Below are 18797 nucleotides of genomic sequence, written 5' to 3' on the forward strand. Positions count from 1 at the left end.
GGAGGCGGCTCGTTTAGAGGCGACAAGCATAAGGTGACCCTACCGGAAAGGCGCTCTTTGCCTTTTTGGTAGGGTTAACTTATGACCTCGAGCCTCTAGCCGCCGGAGCTGGACAATCAAAAGCAGAGGCGGCTAGCCCCGAAAATGTAAAAGCAGATCCGAAAAAATTCGGATCTGCTTTTTTTATCTATTCAAATTAGCAAACGTATGCTGCACCAATGATGATTAACAAAATGAATAAAACTACGATTAACGCGAAACCTCCGCCGTACCCGCCGCAAGCACCTGACATATGCGCTTCCTCCTTTCATGTATGAAAAGCATCTACAGATGAATATGAAGCAAAAGGGGCCAGCCTTTCGTTAGGTATTGCCCCCTCTTACAGTCTGTATCCGGTAAAGTTAAACTCTGAGGCTAAAATTATAGCCATGCTGCACCCACAATGATTAATAGGATGAACAATACTACGATTAACGCGAAACCTCCGCCGTATGCATTACCCATAACTTTCCACCTCCTTTGAAGCGCTACTTTATCTTATTCAAGTTAGCTGCCATTTGTTTTAGGCTAATGTCATAAATTTAAATTTTTTAGTAAATATATGCGGCACCAACGATGATTAATAAGATGAACAGCACTACGATTAACGCGAATCCGGAATTGTATCCACAGCTCATATTTATTACCTCCTTTTCTCTCTTCGCTCTTATCATATGAAGGAACCTAGGAAATGGGTGTGTAAAATGCCCATTTTTCTGAAGATTAGTTTGGAAAATATTTTTTTTCATGGAAAAAGTGTGTTATAGTATGTTTTGTAGAAATTTGACAAGCCACCAAACGAATATAGTGTAGGAGTTGGTCACCATGAAAAAATGGATCATTTCAGTATCACTGGCTGCCGGAGTGGTAGGACTCGCAGGATGCAGCGGTGACGGTGCTGATGGAAACAGTGACGTTGTTGCAACAACCAAAGCCGGAGACGTAACAAAAGATGAACTTTACAAATCAATGAAGCAAAAATTCACTCCACAAATGGAACAGGCCCTTCAGGAACTGGTTTATACAAAAGTCCTTGAAGAGAAGTATGATGTGTCAAAAGAGGAAGTTGATGAAAAGCTGAACGAAGCGAAAGATCAATTGGGGCCTCAATTCGATATGTTCTTACAACAATATAACCTGGACGAGAAGTCGTTCAAGCAATACTTAAAACTTCAACTTCTTCAAGAAAAAGCCGCTATTTCCGATGTGAAAGTAACGGATAAAGAAGTAAAGGAATACTACGAGAAATGGAAGCCGGATATTAAAGTTCGCCATATCCTTGTAGAAGATGAAAAAACAGCCAAAGAGGTTAAACAGAAGCTGGCTGATGGTGCAAAATTCGAAGATCTTGCCAAAGAATACTCAACAGATCCGGGTTCTGCTGAAAATGGCGGAAGTTTAGGATGGGTAGACTATGCTGGCCGTCAAAACTTTGTTCCTGAATTCTCAAAAGCTCTGGACACTCTTGAAAAAGGCAAAGTGAGCGAGCAGATCAAGACAGAATATGGCTACCATATCATTGAAGTGACAGATAAAAAAGAAAAGAAATCCTTTGACGAAATGAAAAAGGAAATCGAAAAAGAACTGAAGCTTTCCAAAGTGGATCCTCAAAAAATCCAGGAAGCCATGAAAGCAGAGATTGAAAAAGCTGATCTGAACATCAAGGATAAAGATCTGAAAAAGTCATTCGACCAGGTATTGAATCCTCCAGCAGCACCTGAAGGCGGCGAAACACCTGCACCTGAAGGCGAAGCTCCTGCAACAGACAAAGCTGAATAATCAAAAAGGACGGAAGGCTACGCAAGCCTTCCGTCCTTTTTAATGATGACATTATGATGTCAGTTGACGTCTCTTTTCTTTTTCCTCTTCCATCCGGTGTATATAAACTTCTCCCTCTTTTTCAATCCACTCATCTTCCAGCGTCTTCTCTTCCTTGGCCGATTTTATCGTCATAAAGGCACTACCGAAAATCCCTGCTACAACCAGATACATCCAAATAGGCAATGTCATTTGCTTCATCTCCTTATAGGTTTGTCCTCTTTAATGAACATTATATGAGGACAAGGGAGAAAACATGACCGCAAGATGGAAAAAAGAACCCGATCATAGGACCGGATTCTTGAAATCTTTATTTATGAAACGTGGGTTTATAGAATGAACGATTATCAAGTGCGAATACTCTTTCCGTGTACTCTCCAGGCTTCACCCGTTGGAGTGCACGATCGAGCATATTCATCTTCGCATCTACATTATCGATATAGTGAAGAACCTCCGCTTCACGGATAAGCGGCGGCTTCGGACTTCCCCACTCGGCCTTTCCATGATGGCTAAGGACGAGATGTTGAAGGATCATGACCTCTTCTCCTTCAATGCCCAGTTCATCTGCCGCTTTACCTATTTCATTCACCATGATGGAGATGTGTCCGATCAAATTCCCTTCAATCGTGTACGTTGTGGAAGTTGGTCCTGACAGTTCAATGACTTTCCCAAGATCATGCAGGATCACCCCTGCATACAGAAGATCCGAATCAAGGGAAGGATATAGTCCTGCAATGGCCTTGGATAAATCAAGCATGGATACAACGTGATACGCAAGACCCGAAACGAACTCATGATGGTTCTTTGTAGCTGCCGGATATTCGAGGAAAGGCTTCTGATATTTTTTAATCAGGTGTCTCGTGATGCGTTGAATATTCGGGTTTCTCATTTCAAAGATATACTGTGTGATCTTACTCGTCATTTCATCTATGCTCACAGGAGCGGTTTCAAGGAAGTCTGAAATGGCATATCCATCCGCTGGTGAAGCCGGTCGGATCTGCTTGATTTTAAGCTGATTCTTTCCACGGTAACTATGAATATCACCAACGACCCTTACGATCGTTTCAGGCTGATAAGCCTTCTCATCCTGCTCGGAAGCGTCCCAAAGCTTTGCTTCCATGTCTCCGCTTTTATCTTGCAGGATCAACGTTAAAAACGGCTTTCCTGTATTTGTCGTGCCTTTTGTCATTTGCTTGATTAAAAGTGGTAAATCGATGGTCTCACCGACACTGAATTGTGTGATTCCTGTCATATCTTCTCCTCCGTCCAACTATAATAGTAGTTCCAGTATATCATATTTTAATGTGTAAGAAGCGTGGAAAGGGCTAGTGGTCATGTCAAAATTGGTTGTCCCAGGTTTCGGCGCCGAGTCATAGAATGACGCCAACCATTAAAGGTCCGTCCCTCGCATGATTACAAAAAAGCCGCCTCAACTGATGAGGCGGCTTTATGTTAGTTCACTAATTCTCTTTTTTGTTTTTTACTGATCCAGACTTTGGTGGCTAGAAGGCCAACCAGCATGATGAATGCACCAAAGTAGTAAGGGATATGGATATCCCATTCAAATAATGTGCCTGCAAGCAATGGGCCAGCTACGTTCCCTAAACTGAGAAACGAGTTATTCAGCCCCATCACGGTACCCTGCCTTTTTCCGGCCAACTTAGAAATCAGGGAATTCAGAGAAGGCCGGAGCATGGAGTTTCCGATAAAGAAGACCGCCGTCGTTAAGAGGACACCGGTAAAATCAGTGGCAAAGTTCATGATGATAAACCCTACTGCACTCAAAAGTAATGACCAGGTCACTACTTTTTCTTCTCCGAACCGTTTTGTCGCCCTCCCCACGCCGACTCCCTGGACGAGGGTACCTATGATACCGATTATTAGTATGATGATCCCGACCTGCTGTGGCCCATACCCGTACCGCTCCAATGCATAGTAGCTGAAGATCGATTGAAAGTTGGCAAGTCCGAAGCTCATGATGAACACGAGGATCAATAGGAAGCCAACCGGACTCATCACGGCATTCTTCATGACAACGAATCGATTTTCCCGTTTCTCATCCGGATCATATGTCCTTTTTTCCTTCGGATAGGATTCCGGTAAAATGATGACCGAAACGATGGCTGCTATCGATGCCGCCACACCAGCAAAGATGAATGGATAAGAGAGATTGATCTCTGCCAGCCATCCTCCGATTCCTGGTCCTATAACGATACCGAGCCCCATGGCGGCTCCAAGTATACCCATTCCCCGGCCACGATTATCTTCATCCGTGACATCGGACACATAGGCCATGGCAGTCGGCATTAATGCTGAACCAAAGACCCCGGCCAGGATCCTTGATAGAAAGAGCATCCATAATCCCACGGCAAAAGCGAAAATGAATTCAGCGATGGCAAAGCCGATCAGGCCGATGGTAATTAAAGGTTTCCGTCCGATCCGGTCGGATAAACGACCCCAAACTGGTGCAAATAGGAACTGCATAAAAGCAAATACAGCCACCAAAGCTCCGAGGGTCTGGGCATCGGCATTGAATTTTTCTACGTAGAATGGCAGGATCGGAATGACGAGGCCGATTCCAACCATAACGATGAAAAGGTTAAAACTAAGTAACGCAAGTGGACCTCGATTCCGTTTCCACCCTTTTGATTTTGTCATTGATGTATTCCTTCTTTCTGGCACTCATTTCTCTCAACACTCAGATGTATGGTTATAACGGATTGGATGCCCAAAACAAACTCCTTGTATATTGTAACCAATAAAGGATACTAATGCTAATGGAAATCCATTTGATTCATGTAGTCCTGATGGATTCGGTACGCTCTAATTTGATCACCTCATCCTCAAGGAACGACTGTTTAATATGAGGGTGGCAGGTGAAAAATAACACCTGGTGGTCCGTTGCCACTTTTCTCAGGAGTCTAAGAAATGCCTGTGTTCTGTTCAGATCAAAGTTGACTACTCCATCATCAATCAGAACAGGCAAAGAATATTTGTCACCCATTGTTTGAATAAGAGCGAAGCGGATCGATATGAATAGCTGCTCTTTCGTTCCCTGACTGAGCTCGACTGCATGAAAGACGATCCCATCCGTCCTCTCAACTTTGACCATTTCATCTTCCAATAAGAAAACACGGTGATAGTGCCCTTCCGTCATTTCTTTGAAGTTTTCTTCTGCAAGCTGCATGACTTTTGGCATTTTGGTTTTCTGATACAGGTCCATGGTTTTCTTTAAGGAGGCCCCAGCCAATGTATATTTGGACCATTCAAGGGCAAGTTCCTGAAGCTCGGCTTTTTTGCTTTGGAATTCTTGAAGGATAGCAGAAAAGCTCTTTCCTTCCTCTAATGTTTTGATTTCATATGAAAGGGAGGCAAGCTCTTTTTGACTTGCAGACAGGTTGCTCGAGAGACTTTCAATGGATTGTACGACTCTGGTCAATTCCTTCCTGCTTTCTTCCATTGATTCAAACTCCATGAACGAGTCGAGGGTCCTCTGGGGCAATCTTGTTTTCAGCCCCTTATATTGAGAACAGAGCTCGGTGAGTTCCTCTACCCGGAGGGCCATCTCCCGGAATTCCACTTCACCGGTACAGCCTGCTTCCTTGATAAGGACCAGAATGTCATCTTGAATCTTTCTGACTTCATTAGTAAGCTTGTCGATTTCCAAGGACAAAGGTTCTAATTCCGCGGCAATATTTTCAGTTACGAGCTGACGTTTCTCTAAATCCTGTATGATTCTTTCCATTTGAATCAAGGCTTCGTCCATTGTTGTGAACGGGAGTGAGCGGCGGTGGAACCATTTCCGGCACTCTTCTTTGTATTCATCCAACTTCCTTGCAGTATAAGCCTCTTCTTCAGATAAATGGATAAACGTTTCATAGTTGGAGACTAATTCTTTCATTTTCGCAAAAGCATCACGGAGCCACTTCCAATGGAAATCCGCAGGCAGGCATAACTCCCTTTTCAGGTGAGTCAGCCTTTCTTCTCCCAGGGCGATTGCCTTCTCATTCTCTTCCTTCCTCTCATGCACTTTCTGCATTTTCCTTTCCTGCTCTTCTAATGAAAGGATGCGCTGTTTCCATTCGTTTCGGTATTCCATTTGTTCTTTGAAGCTTTGTTCCGCCAACTCATGAGATACATACTCCGTCTCTCCTTCCGGTTGGAGCTCTTTTGCCTTAGTCTTAAGTTTATTGATGGTGAGGGATTCATTGTGGAGGTTCCTCCGTGACTGTAAGCCTGTTACTCCTACTGCAATCAGAAACAGTAAGCTCATCCCTGTCACAATCCAACTCCCCGACAAGATCCCCCACGCACCCAGTCCTAATAAAATCAGAAGTAATCCACCGCTTATTAGCATCTGATAAGAGAAAGAAGCTTTTTTTCTACGATAATTTTCTTCTGACTCTTTGACTTGCATGTTCATCCACTTCATCTGTTCCCATGTGGATTGCTTTCCAGAGTCTGCTTTGACCTTCCGTTGTAACTCTTGAAATTCGTCTTCTTCCATCAACTGGTTTTCCAGAAGTTCGCATTTTTTTTCGATAGCTTGAAGCTCTTCTGCTTCATCGTCTTGAAGTTTATACAAACTCTCACGCTCATGAAGGAGTTTCGATTGGCGCTCCAATGCTTGATGGATGTTCTCAGACATCATAAGGCTTGTATTCAGTGCAGGGATTTCTTCCATCTCGATATGCAGTCCCAATTCCCTGATCGTGTCCTTGATTTGGCTTTGCACCATTTTCAGTTCTCTGCCTCGCTCACTGATTTCTTCTCTCCATTTTAGGTAAAAAGTTTGCTCTGATAATACTTTTTCTATAAATGGAATATCCTCTCTCAAGCTCAGATCGAGATCTTCCTCTTCTAATTTCTGTTTGAGTTTTGCTTGTTTTTTTATAAGGGTTTCAAGGTAAGCGGACGTTTGTCTTTCCTCCACTTTCATCTTGTTCAGTCTCTCTAAACCTTTAGCAGGGAATTCAATGCCTTCTAACTGTGAAATGCGTTCTTCCACTTCTTTGAACTGAATAAGGGTATCCCAATTTTCACTAACGGAAACCAGATTCCCCCTTTTTTCAGAGAGGATCTCCTTTTCCTTTTCCATGGAGGAAATGTCCGACTCCAATGATCGGCGTCTGGCTATGAGGGGCATGTACTGATCATTTTTCTCCTTTTCTTCCCTTACCTGCTTTTCAAGCGCCTTTAATTCGGATAATGCCTGATTGATCTTTGGTTTTCTGCCTGATTTCTTAAACAGCTGCTCTCTTTCTTTCTGCCAATCCTGAGCAAGCTTCAATAGGAGATCCGTCCCTGATGAGCCTGCTGTGAAGAGATACCGGTTCAGTTCTTCCTTTTTGAGGCGCTGGATGTTTTGAAGGCCATCCAAGTTGAAGGAAAATATGTTTTGATAGGTGGTCCGGTCCATTTTACCGAGCAAATGTTGGAGGGATTCTTCTCCTTCCATTCTCCCGTCTTCAAATTGGACGGTAACGTCACCAGAAGCCTTCCCTTTGATACGCTCGATGCTTACCATTCCCTGACCCTCGATTTGACATAGGATTTTCCCGCCATACTCTGTCGATGATTTCGGAACGTATCTCAATAAGGTTTGCTGTTTCGTTGGAAAACCGAATAGAATGCTGTGAATGAATGACATGATTGTCGATTTTCCTGCTTCGTTTTCTCCGTAGAATAATTGAAGATCGCTTAGCGAATAATGCTTGTTTACTATTTTTCCATATCCGTAAATATGAAGTTCTATCAATTTCAATTTCGATCACCACCGCTCAGTAAGTGCTTCGCTTCCCGTTTTAAGGAACTCTTTTCATCTTCTTCCAAGGGGGACAGAAAGCGATAGATGGACGGATGCTCATACAGTTCTGCCATGGCTTCCTTCCATTCTTCTCCTTCCATGCTTTCAAGGGTTAAGATCACTTCCTGTATAAATGGATCCTGTTCCCTGAGACCCGATGTACGAGAAGACAGGCGAATGGAGTGAACCCATCTCAATACCCCATGGCTTTCAAAATCGGACTGAATCGCCTCAAGAAGCTCGCCATTCTCGATCCTGTTCCTCATCTCCCAGGGCAGTGAATCTTCATCTGTAACAACGATTTCAATTAAACTTTCACCACTAAGAGATTCCATTGCCTGTTGAATCCGCTGAAACACCTCACCAAACCGCTTGATACCTTGTAGGGAGACAGTACATGTTTCCCATAACAAGTCGTGGGTAGCTATAAACGACAGCTCTGTATGATGCCCATCCAATACGACTTCATAACAGCCTTTATCACCCTTTTCCTTGCGGTGCCTTCCCTGAATGTTTCCGGGATAGACGATAAAAGGTTCTTCATGTAAGATACGCCGTTCATGAATATGCCCAAGTGCCCAGTAATGGTAGTTCTTCTCCACCAGTTCACCTATCGTAAAAGGGGCGTACGTCTCATGAGACGAATCGATGCTCCCTTCACTTCCATGAAGGACTCCTATCGTGTAACGCCCGGCAACCGCTTTGGGGTATTCCCCGATTCTTCTTTCTCTAATATGCCTTGACCCATAGCTGAAGCCTACTATATCCACTGTTTCACCATTCTTGGTGATGAACTGTTTCACTTCTGTATTTTCGTGAAATATATGTATATTATCCGGCATATCAAGCTCTAAGCGATGGCTTCCCAGGTGATCATGGTTCCCGTGCACGACATAAACAGGAATATCATTTGAATCCAGCAGATGAAATTGTTTCAATAATTTTGCCTGAGCCCTTATGCTCCTGTCTTCTTCATCAAACAAATCCCCGCTGATGATCATAAAGTCGATTTGCCTTTCAATTGCTTCTTTCACTACTTTTTCAAAAGAAGCAAAGGTGCTATTATGTATTCGTTCAAACACTTCTTTGGGTAAATGTTTCAGTCCCATAAACGGACTGTCTAAATGTAAATCTGCTACATGAAAAAATCGGATACTCCCCATGAAGCTCCCTCCCTGCACTACGAATATACGTTCTTATATTCCTCCATTATATCCTAAAACCGGTGAACATTTCAGTATGTATTCACAATTTAGCGTTTAAAGGAAAAAAGGCTGCTCCTTATGAAGGAGTCAGCCTTTATCTTATTTCTTCGATGTAAGATCGATCGCTTTCTTAATATCTTTATACGAATTGGATTTACCGTACAGAAGGACCCCACCTCGATAAACGCGTGCACCGAAAACACCCAACAGGACGATGGTCAAAAGAAGGAGCACAATCCCGATGATTGGTTCATACAACGGCAGATTCAACATACCGACCCGGAGGAACATGACCATCGGTGTGAAGAAGGGGATATAAGACGTTACCGTGACAAAGCCTGATTCCGGATTCCCGAGGCCAAACATCGAAATGAAGAATCCGATCATGATCAGGAAAGTCATCGGCATGATCATCTGCTGGACATCTTCGATTCGGCTCACAAGTGATCCCAATAAGGCTGCAAGGGTTGCATACAGGAAGTACCCCAGCAAAAAGAAGACAACGGCATAAATGATGACACTTACTGATAAGGATTCAAATCCAAATCCATCAAAGAATCCTCCTACCAGTTCATCCTTCTTGCGGATCAGGGTAAAGTAGCCTACACCAAGGATAACTCCCAATTGAGTCAAACCTGCCAGACCGATCCCGATGATCTTCGCAAACATTTGTTTCACTGGTGACACACTTGAAATGAGGATTTCCATGACCCTTGAACTTTTCTCCGTCGCGACTTCCATAGCCGTCATATTGGCATAAGCTATGACAGAGAAATAAATGAAGAATAATAGCACATAAACAATGCCTCTTGCCTGACTCAATTCTTCCTCCGATTTGGCACCTTCAACGAGGGCTTCTTTCTCGAATTCAACCGGGCCGCTTAACAGCGAGAGCTCTTCACCTGAAAGTTCCAGCTTACTTGCGGCTTGGGCGGATTTAATATTCTGCAAGGCGATCTGCAATTCTCCCGTTACTGCAGACTCCGATAATGAATTGGATTTGTACAGCGCTTTCGGCAGTCCGTCCCCATTTTCGCTTAATAACAGTAAACCTTTCAGCTCTTCTGACTCAATCTTCTTCTCCAATTCTTCCGTTGACCCAGAGGAAGGTACTAACTGAATCTCACTATCCATTGTCTCCAACTGCTGAACGAGTGGGTCATATAGCTTACCCGTTTCGTCCTGAACCGCTATCTTGCTTCCTTCATCATCGGTGAAGCTTGAGATCACACTGTCGAAATTGGCCAGCAGTACAAGGGCTGCGGCAATGATGACCGTTGAAATGATAAAGGATTTAGCCTTAAGTTTTGACATATACGAGTGACCCAGGATCAAGAAGAAATTATTCATAAGAGGTTCCCACCTTTTCTATAAAAATATCATTCAAGGACGGTTCCTCTAATTCGAATTTACGCAGGAAACCTTTTTGTACGACATCGTGGAAAACTCCTTGTGCTGCTGTCTCCGATTCCACCTGCAGAAGGACTCCTTCGGTTGTTTCTTTAAGCTTCGTCACGCCATGGAGGTCTTTTAGATACGTCAGGTCAAAATCTGCATGGATCACTACATTCTTCTTTCCAAAGGAACGTTTAATTTCCTTCAGACCACCATGCACAACCGGACGTCCTTTATGCATGATACACAGACTCTCACAAAGTTCCTCCACATGCTCCATCCGATGACTTGAAAATACGATCGTTGTCCCGCTTTTCTTGATCTCCCTGACGGCGTCCTTCAATAACTCAACATTCACCGGATCAAGACCGCTGAATGGTTCGTCCAGTATTAAGAGTTTCGGCTTGTGGATGACCGAGGCGATGAATTGTATTTTCTGCTGATTTCCTTTGGACAGCTCCTCGACTTTCTTGTTAAGGTACTGAGGAACATTGAACCGCTCCAGCCAAATGGTTAACTCCTTCAGGATCTCTCTTTTCTCCATTCCCCGAAGACGTGCCAGATAGACGATTTGATCGCTCACCTTCATCTTAGGGTAGAGTCCTCTTTCTTCCGGTAGATATCCGATTTCAGGACTGGTGGAATAATCAATCCCTTTCCCGTTCCACGTAATCCTGCCTTCTGTTGCATCCAACAATCCCAACACCATTCGAAAGGTCGTCGTTTTCCCGGCGCCATTCGCTCCGAGGAATCCAAACATCTCACTCGGGGGGATCTCAAGTGACAGCTCATCTACCGCTGTAAAATTCCCAAACCTTTTGGTTACCTGTTGTATTTTTAAACTCATGTTTCGCTTCTCCCTCCTGTTGCGTCATCCTTTTCTCTAGTACTCTACGATTTCATCTAGAAAAGGTTTCATTTTCCACCCTTTTTCATTATCAAACAATTTAGACTTCCCAAAAAAAAGATAGTATGAAAAAATATAGTAGTACATTATTTTAATACAAAGGGGTATTAACAATGAAAGTATACAAATTGACAGTATTTGAGAGTGACGGAAAAAAAATACTGGATGAATCATTCGAAGCTTCATCTGACAGCGACGCAAAGAAAATGGGCGAATCGATGCTCGAGGAAAAAGGATACAGCGAGCACACACATCGCTGCACATCCCCCCTCGGGAAACTGTTATTGTTTCACGTATAAGATCTTTTTTGCATTACAGGCGTTTTTGTCTGTGATGCATTTTTTTATTGTGTATTACGAAAAAAGGAACCTACCATTCAGGCAGGTTCACATGTATTTCATTCACCCTTGAATTGGGGTCTTCTTTTTTCCACGAAAGCTTGAATGCCTTCTTTATGGTCGGATGTTTGGCGCATGAGCCACTGACCTTCCTTCTCCAGATCCAGTGCATGCTGCAACCTTTCTTTGTTCAGGGCTACATACACTTCTTTCGTTTTCAACATGGCTTTCGTCGGCGCACTTAATACCTGTTTGGTATATCGCGCTATCCCTTCCTCCAATTTACCTGAAGGAATGGCTTCATCGACAAGGCCTTTCATCAAGGCTTCCTGCCCTTCAAATACTTTGCCGTTCCATATCAACCGTTTTGCTTTATGTGCTCCCAGGCGCTCTTCCAGAAGGAAATGACTGCCCCCATCAGGGATCAAGGCAATTCCGATAAAGTTCATGGCAAGCTTGCTGTCTTCTTCACACAGAATATAATCCGAAGCCAGTGCGAGACTCAGTCCAAGCCCCGCAGCCGCTCCGTGGATGCCTGTCAGGACCACTTTCGGCATTGAGTATAAAGTCATCACCAGTTCACTAATTGTATCCATAATTCCTGAGAACTGCTCCTCGCCACTTAATTGGAGCATGGACTTAATATCTCCCCCGGAAGAAAACCCCTTTCCTTCCCCCGTCAGGATCAACAAAGAAATCGATGGATCACTTTTCACCTCTTTAAGGGCTGCCAGCAGCTCTTCCATAAGACGAGCGTCCAATGCATTCAGGGACTGAGGCCGATTCAACAATAGCCTCGCCACTTTCCCCTCTTTATGTAATTTTACTGTTTCATATTGATTTGACACTGTCAAAATAATCCCTCCCCTTTCTATTATCATAGCGCATGTCTCTCATTACAGGAATGTTTTTTTAGAAAAGTGCAATAATTCAAAAGAGAGACCGGCATTCAGCCGACCTCCCCCCGAATACTCAAATTTGCTTTATTTGATCTTGAACCTGATCCCGGAGAGCTCTCTTTAAAAATTTCCCCACTGACGTCTTTGGAATTTCTTCAAGGAACAGAATCTCATCCGGCAGCCACCATTTCGCAAACTGCGGTTTCAGGAAATCCATGACGTCTTCCTTTGTCACCATTCCTTTTCCGGATTCCTTTAGGACAACACAGGCAACCGGCCGTTCCTGCCATTCTTCGTGCGGCACCGCAACGACAGCAGCTTCAAAAATATGCTCATGGGCCATGAGGGCATTCTCTAGATCCACAGAAGAGATCCATTCCCCACCAGATTTGATGAGGTCCTTTGTCCGATCCACAATCTTGATGTATCCCTCTTCATCTATGGTAACGACATCTCCCGTGTACAGCCAGCCATCCCGGAATGCATCCTTTGTTCTTTCATCCTCATAATATTCCGAGGCAATCCACGGTCCTCTTAATGCCAGTTCCCCCATTTCGACACCATCCCAGGCTACCTCACCGTCTTTGCCGACGATTTTCATATCCAACCCCGGTACAAGGATTCCCTGCTTTGCTTTCAGTTCGAGCTTATCTTCAGCTGAAAGATCATCATGATAGCTTTTGGAAGAAGCAATGACAGCAAGCGGGCTTGTCTCGGTCATTCCATATGCATGCATGAACGGAATGCCGAACTTCTCTTCAAATGTTCGAATCATGCCTTTAGGCGCAGCTGATCCCCCACATAAAATCGAGCGGAGACTGGAAAGATCGTATTCATTCTTTTCCAATTCATTAAGAAGCCCAAGCCAAATCGTTGGAACGCCTGCTGAAATGGTCACTTTTTCATCCTGCATGAGCTCTGCAAGAAGTCCCGGGGTGAAATATGGTCCGGGAAGAACCTGCTTCGTGCCGAACCACACCGATGCGAAAGGCATTCCCCATGCATTCACATGGAACATCGGTACCACAGGCAGGGCAACATCTCTTTCACTGACTCCCGTCGTATCAGCGAGGCCAAGAGCCATTGCGTGCAACACAATCCCTCTATGAGAATAAATGACTCCTTTAGGATTACCGGTCGTAGCTGAGGTGTAACACATCCCTGCAGGAGAATTCTCATCAATGTCTGTACGGAATGGGAAAGTCGGGTCCTCCTCTTCCAATAATCGTTCATAATGATATACGGGCTCCAGAGTCGTCTCGGGCAAATCCCCATCGGTCATGACAATGAATGCTTTGACTGTCGGGATCTGGTCTTTGATTTTTTCAATGAGTGGAACGACATCAGGGTCTATGAGCAATACTTGATCCCCGGCATGGTTGATGATGTAAGAGATGTGCTGTGGCGATAAGCGGATGTTGATCGTATGTAGGACAGCTCCGCTGCACGGAATGGCAAAGTACGCTTCCAGGTGACGGTGATGATTCCAGGCAAGCGTCCCTACTTTATCCCCTTCTTCGATTCCTAGTTTTGACAAGGAACTTGCGAGTCTTCTCGTCCGTTCAGCCCACTGTTTGTATGTAAGGCGGGTTATGCCGGACTCTGTACGGGAAACGATTTCTTTCTTAGGAAAATACTTTTCAGCTCGTTCAATCATTTGTGTCAAAAGCAGAGGTGTTTGCATCATACTCAATCTCTCCCCTCAATATAGTAAGCGCTTCCAATAAGTGTTTGATTTTCTATGTCTATCTAACTAATTCTCCCCTTCCTTTAATTATTCCTTTTAGTATTATCGAAAAATTCGGGTAATGACCGAGTAGGTTGTATAAAAAAAAGGGTGTCCCTTTAGCATAAGCTATCAGGGCACCCTCTTTGTTATGAGAATAAGTCATTTAATATCTTAATTTTCTTTTCAGTATACTCCTTGAATCCAAGATTATAGGCATTCGGTTCTTTCGGATTGGCAAAATGCGTGATCTTACCAGTCTTCGGATCAATGAATTTACTTGCCGCCCCGCAGCCGATGCCGATGATCGTTTGGACTTCTTCCATGATCATGATGTTATAGATGCTATCCTGTCCGGGAAGGGCATAACCTACGTTCTCTAAGTTACCAAGGATATTTTTTTGGCGGTATAAATAGTAAGGTTCATAGCCGTGTTCCTTTGTCCACTCTTCAGCAAGGTTCATCATCTTACCAATTTCATGCCGGTCAGCTACTTTGTATTTGTCTTTGTTCTTCGTCATTTCAGACGCTCTTTTAAAGGACAGAGTATGAACTGTCAACGATTCCGGCATGAGCTTCTCGGTTTCATCCAATGAGTGCTGAAGTTCGGGAAGCTCTTCACCGGGAAGTCCGATGATCAAATCCATATTGATATTGTTCATTCCCATACTGCGGGATAAATGAAACTTATCAATGGTTTCTTCTACTGTGTGATGACGGCCGATCGCTTTTAACGTTTCCTGGGTGTACGATTGAGGGTTGATGGAAATCCGGTCGATATTCCACTTGTTGAGCACCTCTAATTTATCCTCGGAAATCGTATCGGGTCTTCCTGCCTCGACTGTCACTTCCCTTACTTTATCGACATCAGGGAAGGATCGGTACATCTCTTCATACAGAGCATCCATTTCTTCTGCCGTGATGGAGGTTGGAGTACCGCCGCCATAATAAATGGTCGTTATTTTAATATTTTTTTCCTTCATCCAGCGTCCCATTTCCTGGATTTCGTAGTGAAGTCCTGCAAGGAACGAATCGACACGACCTTGTTTACCCAGTATCGCGTATGCAGGAAAAGTACAGTAAGCACATTTGGTCGGGCAGAACGGGATACCAATATAAATACTCACTTCATGCTGAAGATCATAAAGATCCGGCACGACAGAAAGCTGACGATCGACGATGTTTTGCATAAGATCGATCTTTTCATCTGTAATGAGGTATTCTTTTTTCAATTTTTCATGGATCTCCTCTTTTGGGACCCCGAGCTGTGTCTGCTTATGCAAGAGCTTCGTCGGCCGGATACCCGTTAAAATCCCCCACTTCTGCCTGATTTCAGTCAGATCTTGAAGAACATTTAAATAAACATGGGAAACGGCGGTTTTCAGTTGTTTAAAGCGCTCTTTCTCATTTTCATACGGAGTCCACTCATGTTCATAATGGGCACTGTACGATTGTACTTTTGAGGATTCCGTTAATACGGCTGCCGCTTCTATTTTTTCAGCTGTAGAAAGTTCTATATGGACTTGAAGGTCAGCATTGTCACATGAACCGAAATGAACCTGAGTCTCTTCAAAGAATAAATTGGCTATCAATCGCAGGGGGCGTTCAAAACGCTCATCCTCGATTCCTTTTATCAAAACATTCACGTTGTAATCACCTTTCACAAAACTAATAAGCTTTTATAAGTGTACAGAAAGGGGTGGAAATGGTCAATGGTCGGTACTTTGGCATTATAAAAACAAACCCCCGCATTAAATGCGGGGGCCTTTCATTACGATTTTATGATATTCATTTTTTTCAGGAATGGGATGGGATGCTGTTTTCGAAACAGCTCAGTCACAAAGTACGGAATCCCTTTTTCAACCTGGCTGCGGGTGATCCAGTTTGCCGCAGCCCGCACTTGGGGAGGGGAATCTCCCATAGCGACGCCAAGCCCTGAGCATGTCATGCAATCGATATCATCTATACCTGAACCGACCATCACGATTTGATCCTTCTTCACGCCGAGCCTTTCAGAAAGATACATCAATCCACGGAGCTTGGATACACCCTTCGGCACGATATCCAATTTATAATCAGATGTCGGAATGGCATCCACTTCTTCATACATACCTTTTAAAGAAGCGACAACATCCCATACATCCTCCCTATGTTCCATGACTACGGAGATTTTTGGTACAGACATCGGATTCTCCAGAAGATGATCGCTTACACGGTCCACAAACTGTTTACTGTAAAGTAGTTTCGATTCCCGCTGCCATGAAACCTTTGCCATCTCCCTGGCCTGTGTATTGGCTTTTCCTACGATGGAACGCTTTTCATGGGAAAGGTGTATCTGGCTTGAGAAGCCTTCCAGAAATTGAACAATTTCATACGTAATATCCTCGGCAATCTTTTTCACATACATCGGCTTTTCAAGCTCTCCAGCGATATAAGCTCCACTATGTGTCACGATCGGACTGTCAAGCTTCAGGGCTTTGGCAACTTTTTTTGCGGATGCAAAGCTCCTGCTGGTGACCAATGTGACCGGAACCCCTTTATCTTGAACGTACTCAATTGCTTCCTTCGTTTCCTTCGCAATTTTTCCGTTTTCATTCACGATGGTGCCATCAATATTCAAAGCCATCATTCGATAGATCATCTTTGGTGTCCCCCCTATATGTTGTCTACTCCCTTTCTTTACTTTTATGAAGGAGGATAGACAAATATGACAAGGAGCGGGATAGGAAATGATGCCCCCGTCATGAATGGAGGCTTGGATCGTTGAACAGCTTAGAAAAAAAGGGTTGAAACTGGGGTTAAGGGAAATTCCATTACGATATTTCTTATATCGGGACGTTTGGAGAATGTATATGTGTTTGACGGGACGTTAATTGCGTCATTTTATTATTAATTGCGTCATTTTCAACTTAATTGCGTCATTTTTTATTTTAATGCGTCATTTCCGACCTTAATTGCGTATTTTTAACAAATATCGGAAAAACAATCACCAGAACCAGACAACAACCAATAAAAAAACCGACTCCCCATCAGGAAGTCGGTCCCTATTCAACACTTATTATTTTTGCATAGAACCGTAAAGCTCTTCAAGCGGCTTCATGATGACTTTGTTTAAGTCATTGATGACCATGCTCATGCGTTGCTCAGCTTCCATTAGCTTCGCGATTTTCTCATGCTGTTGAACAAGTTGAGCTGTCTTTTGAGCCTGCTCCACTTCTTCCTGAGAGATTTCTTCACCGCTCATTTGTTTTTGTTGAAGTGTCATTTGAATGTTTCTGAAGTTTTCAAACATCTTGTTAGCAGATTCGTCATTGTTTACTTCATCATACATTTTTTTCAGTTGTAGAAATTCATCGCTTTGACGCAATGCACTTTCTAATTCGTTTGCTTGATCGTATAAGTTAATAGCCAAAATACGTACCTCCTATAATTTCACTCTCCCTCACTATAACAAACAATAGTGAGGATTTCTAGGAAGGACCCTTAAACGAGCGTAAATCAGGATATCAATAGAGCGATAATACCTTGGATAATCCCGATCACTCCCCCGAGCAATGCCCCGAGATATGTGATCATCTTGAATTCTCTACGTGAAATGCCAAGTACAAGTTCTTCCAACCTGCCTACTGAGAAGGATTCTACCTGCTCCTGCACGATTTGCTGAAGATGCATCTTCTCCATCAGGTTCGGAATCTTCCTGGATAAGAGGTCCGTCCCTCTATCCACCCATTTAGGGAGCTGGGTTTGGAAGAAGGCTTGCTTGTGCGGCTCGAGCCAGTGGCCGAGCGGCTTGGATAGATGTTCTTCGATGTTGACGAGTTTGACAATGGAGGTTTGGGCCGTCATGATCAAGTCTTCTTCAGGCAATCGGTCGATGAATTCTTCCAGTTTCATCTGTTTCAGCTTCGACCACTCTTTCGTCAAGAGGTTAAACAGGATTTCCTGTGTTCCTTCATGCTTGATGAACTTCACGATTTCAGGTTGTACTTTATCCGCAACCGACGTGTTGCCTAAGAACATTCCAAGCATATTCCCCAGCATACCGCGTTCCTTCAGGAAATCGTCGATCATGATTTTCACTTTCATCTTTCCTTCCGGGCTCGTGAAATAAGTTTCCGCCCGGCCTGCGATGAAGTCAACCAGTCTTGGAATATTCTCTGCCACTTTTTCCTGCCACTTTTCAGGGAGAGCTTCTTCAAGGGTCTGGGATGTATAGGATGCTTTTGCATCCTTGATTTTGACAGCGATCCACTCCTCAAGCCATACGTTTAACCGCTCAGAAGATACGGGGACTTGCAGGATGTCCATCCATTCGTTCACCGTTTTATCCGATGTGAATACCGGTTGCAATTCTTCTGATAGCCAACGAGTCACATCTTTTTGAAAATCGTCATTCATCACTTTTTTCTGAAGACTTTCCGGTGTGATTAAATGGTCCACCACCATTTTCCCAAGCTGTTCCGCCAATTCCCCCCGGCGCTTCGGGATCAGCCCAGGTGTGAAGGGAACTTTAAATTTCCCGATATAGTATGCCCGATACGGCCTAAATAACATTTTTATCGCCAATGAATTGGTGACTCCTCCAATGAGGGCACCGACAATGACCATGAATAATATGAGGATGAAAGCATCCAGCATGAGTGCACCTTCCTTTTCTACTTCTT

General features: G+C 43.8%; 18 protein-coding genes. 2 read left to right on the forward strand and 16 right to left on the reverse strand.

From position 1 onward, the window contains the following. Positions 1–196 precede the first annotated feature (196 nt). The 3 genes from KYJ26_RS01950 to KYJ26_RS01960 form a co-directional block, all read right to left on the reverse strand. Entirely contained in the window at positions 197–292 is a 96-nt protein-coding gene (locus KYJ26_RS01950; RefSeq protein ID WP_079534381.1) for a YjcZ family sporulation protein, read from the reverse strand. Between the two features lie 128 nt (positions 293–420). Further along, positions 421–504 carry a YjcZ family sporulation protein gene (locus KYJ26_RS01955; protein ID WP_032089274.1) on the reverse strand — a complete coding sequence of 28 codons (84 nt, stop codon included), beginning with the start codon at positions 502–504 and terminating at the stop codon, positions 421–423. A gap of 86 nt (positions 505–590) precedes the next feature. After that, positions 591–677, reverse strand: a complete 87-nt coding sequence (locus KYJ26_RS01960) for a YjcZ family sporulation protein (RefSeq protein ID WP_034763301.1) — start codon at positions 675–677, stop codon at positions 591–593. Between the two features lie 187 nt (positions 678–864). On the opposite strand from KYJ26_RS01960, the gene KYJ26_RS01965 reads away from it, so the two are divergent. After that, on the forward strand, positions 865–1818 hold the full coding sequence (locus KYJ26_RS01965; protein ID WP_219165676.1) for a peptidylprolyl isomerase: 954 nt from the start codon (positions 865–867) through the stop codon (positions 1816–1818). Between the two features lie 51 nt (positions 1819–1869). Here KYJ26_RS01965 and KYJ26_RS01970 read toward each other — a convergent pair whose 3' ends face one another. From KYJ26_RS01970 to KYJ26_RS02000, 7 genes are all read right to left on the reverse strand, one after another. Next, complete coding sequence (locus KYJ26_RS01970; protein ID WP_219165677.1) at positions 1870–2049, reverse strand: sporulation YhaL family protein; 180 nt, start codon at positions 2047–2049, stop codon at positions 1870–1872. Between the two features lie 118 nt (positions 2050–2167). Further along, positions 2168–3109, reverse strand: coding sequence for a 3'-5' exoribonuclease YhaM (gene yhaM, locus KYJ26_RS01975; protein WP_219165678.1), 942 nt, complete (start codon positions 3107–3109; stop codon positions 2168–2170). Positions 3110–3309: 200 nt separating this feature from the next. Next, entirely contained in the window at positions 3310–4539 is a 1230-nt protein-coding gene (locus tag KYJ26_RS01980) for an MFS transporter (RefSeq protein ID WP_374939746.1), read from the reverse strand. 112 nt (positions 4540–4651) lie between these two features. Beyond that, on the reverse strand, positions 4652–7621 hold the full coding sequence (locus KYJ26_RS01985; protein WP_219165680.1) for an ATP-binding protein: 2970 nt from the start codon (positions 7619–7621) through the stop codon (positions 4652–4654). After that, a complete protein-coding gene (locus KYJ26_RS01990; protein ID WP_219165681.1) occupies positions 7618–8826 on the reverse strand; it encodes a metallophosphoesterase family protein in 1209 nt (402 codons plus the stop codon). Before KYJ26_RS01990 ends, KYJ26_RS01985 begins: the two co-directional genes overlap by 4 nt. A gap of 141 nt (positions 8827–8967) precedes the next feature. Next, on the reverse strand, positions 8968–10218 hold the full coding sequence (locus KYJ26_RS01995; protein WP_219165682.1) for an ABC transporter permease: 1251 nt from the start codon (positions 10216–10218) through the stop codon (positions 8968–8970). Then, positions 10211–11110, reverse strand: a complete 900-nt coding sequence (locus KYJ26_RS02000) for an ABC transporter ATP-binding protein (protein ID WP_219165683.1) — start codon at positions 11108–11110, stop codon at positions 10211–10213. Before KYJ26_RS02000 ends, KYJ26_RS01995 begins: the two co-directional genes overlap by 8 nt. 173 nt (positions 11111–11283) lie before the next feature. On the opposite strand from KYJ26_RS02000, the gene KYJ26_RS02005 reads away from it, so the two are divergent. Then, entirely contained in the window at positions 11284–11469 is a 186-nt protein-coding gene (locus KYJ26_RS02005; RefSeq protein ID WP_219165684.1) for a YhzD family protein, read from the forward strand. 98 nt (positions 11470–11567) lie between these two features. Here KYJ26_RS02005 and KYJ26_RS02010 read toward each other — a convergent pair whose 3' ends face one another. The 6 genes from KYJ26_RS02010 to KYJ26_RS02035 all read right to left on the reverse strand — a co-directional run bounded on the left by KYJ26_RS02010 (position 11568) and on the right by KYJ26_RS02035 (position 18771). Then, entirely contained in the window at positions 11568–12362 is a 795-nt protein-coding gene (locus KYJ26_RS02010) for an enoyl-CoA hydratase (protein ID WP_219165685.1), read from the reverse strand. 118 nt (positions 12363–12480) lie between these two features. Continuing rightward, complete coding sequence (locus tag KYJ26_RS02015; RefSeq protein ID WP_219165686.1) at positions 12481–14094, reverse strand: long-chain fatty acid--CoA ligase; 1614 nt, start codon at positions 14092–14094, stop codon at positions 12481–12483. A 188-nt stretch (positions 14095–14282) separates the two neighbouring features. Then, a complete protein-coding gene (locus KYJ26_RS02020) occupies positions 14283–15779 on the reverse strand; it encodes a coproporphyrinogen III oxidase (RefSeq protein ID WP_219165687.1) in 1497 nt (498 codons plus the stop codon). A 125-nt stretch (positions 15780–15904) separates the two neighbouring features. Beyond that, positions 15905–16774, reverse strand: a complete 870-nt coding sequence (locus KYJ26_RS02025; protein ID WP_219165688.1) for a Cof-type HAD-IIB family hydrolase — start codon at positions 16772–16774, stop codon at positions 15905–15907. A 417-nt stretch (positions 16775–17191) separates the two neighbouring features. Further along, the gene (locus KYJ26_RS02030) at positions 17192–17545 is read right to left on the reverse strand and encodes a YlbF/YmcA family competence regulator (protein WP_034763247.1); all 354 of its coding nucleotides are present in this window, start codon (positions 17543–17545) and stop codon (positions 17192–17194) included. Positions 17546–17631: 86 nt separating this feature from the next. Next, positions 17632–18771, reverse strand: a complete 1140-nt coding sequence (locus KYJ26_RS02035; RefSeq protein WP_219165689.1) for a DUF445 domain-containing protein — start codon at positions 18769–18771, stop codon at positions 17632–17634. Positions 18772–18797 lie beyond the last annotated feature (26 nt).

Origin of the sequence: Rossellomorea orangium (assembly GCF_019334305.1) — a bacterium.
GTDB lineage: Bacteria > Bacillota > Bacilli > Bacillales > Bacillaceae_B > Rossellomorea.